1 protein-coding gene and 1 pseudogene are annotated in these 1,159 nt (G+C 44.8%); both read left to right on the top strand.

All coding sequences use genetic code 11. From position 1 onward, the window contains the following. Nucleotides 1-293 (top strand): annotated as a pseudogene (locus A3735_RS29950) (hypothetical protein); the annotation flags it as partial. 27 nt (nt 294-320) lie between these two features. After that, on the top strand, nt 321-1,124 hold the full coding sequence (locus A3735_RS00350) for an OmpA family protein (protein ID WP_068508878.1): 804 nt from the start codon (nt 321-323) through the stop codon (nt 1,122-1,124). Nucleotides 1,125-1,159: the final 35 nt, after the last annotated feature.

Below are 1,159 nucleotides of genomic sequence, written 5' to 3'. Positions count from 1 at the left end.
GTTTTGCCTTGGTTAGTACCTTTTATGGTTTAATCCTGGCGAGCTTTGTATTCAAACCGATTGCTGAAAGGCTGGAGCAGCGTCGATTAAAAGAGGTTCAGCATATTACCTTGCTTGCAGAAGGTATTGTTCTGATTCACGAGCGTCGGACGCCTGCGGTGATTCGCGAGACCTTGATGACTTACATCGAAAGCATGAACGCATTATCAGCTAATCAGCAAACCACTAAAAAGCCAAAGCGAGCTTCGAAGAAGCCAATGTTAGTGAAATTTGGGCTTCAGCGCTCTGCTTAATAAACTTCTACTGCTTGAGAAACGTAAATGAGTAGTGCATTAAATCGCTCAGATAATTATTCAGACTTACGCCATAGGCGTCCTGCTGATAATTTCAAGGCCATGTTATCTAAAGTCGATGGCTTCGCAGAGAAGGCTCAGAAGAAGGACGCAAGCTCTTGGTCTGAAAAACTTCGACTTGCTAAGTTTCAATCAAGTGAAGGTGTGTCTGAGCAAGGCTCGAACTCTTCCATATTTGTTGATTTATTCCTGCTCATGCTAGCGCTGGGCTTATTGCTGTATTTAACGTTTCGCTCAGTGCAGGCACCTGTTTTGGCGCCTGTTGAGAAGCCTGCTGATTTGTCTGTGTTCACTGATGAACTGATGGATTTGACCGGTATTGGCCAAGAGGGTGGCGAACTTGATGCTTCAGTACTCGCCACGCTTATCAATACAGGAAACTTAAAACAGCATGTTCAAATAGAAGATTCTGAACCCTACCTAAGCTTGCAACTTAGTTCTCGTGTTCTTTTTAATGCAGGGTCTTATGACTTGGCTCGTTCAGGGGCGTCTATTTTGGATAGCTTGCTACCAGAGCTTCGAAAGCAAGCAAAGCCAATTGTTATTGAGGTTCACACAAATGGCTATGCATCCTTGTATGGCGAAATCACCTCCGAGCAGGAACTAAGCGAAAGACGCGCGGAAACCTTAATGGACTTCTTTATTTCTGAGGGAGTCGCAGAAGCTCGTATCAGTGCTAAAGGCTATGGTGACTCTAGACCAGCCAGAAAAGAAGACTCGGCTCAGGCGCAAGAGCTGAATCGCAGGGTGCTTTTGAAGCTAGAGAAATAGTGCTTTAGCTAAGCTTTGAATTTGCAGTTGTGCAA

It is taken from the genome of Oleiphilus sp. HI0061 (assembly GCF_001635675.1).
Note: the sequence above shows the minus strand (reverse complement) of the source record. Positions and strands in the feature narration are given on the sequence as shown.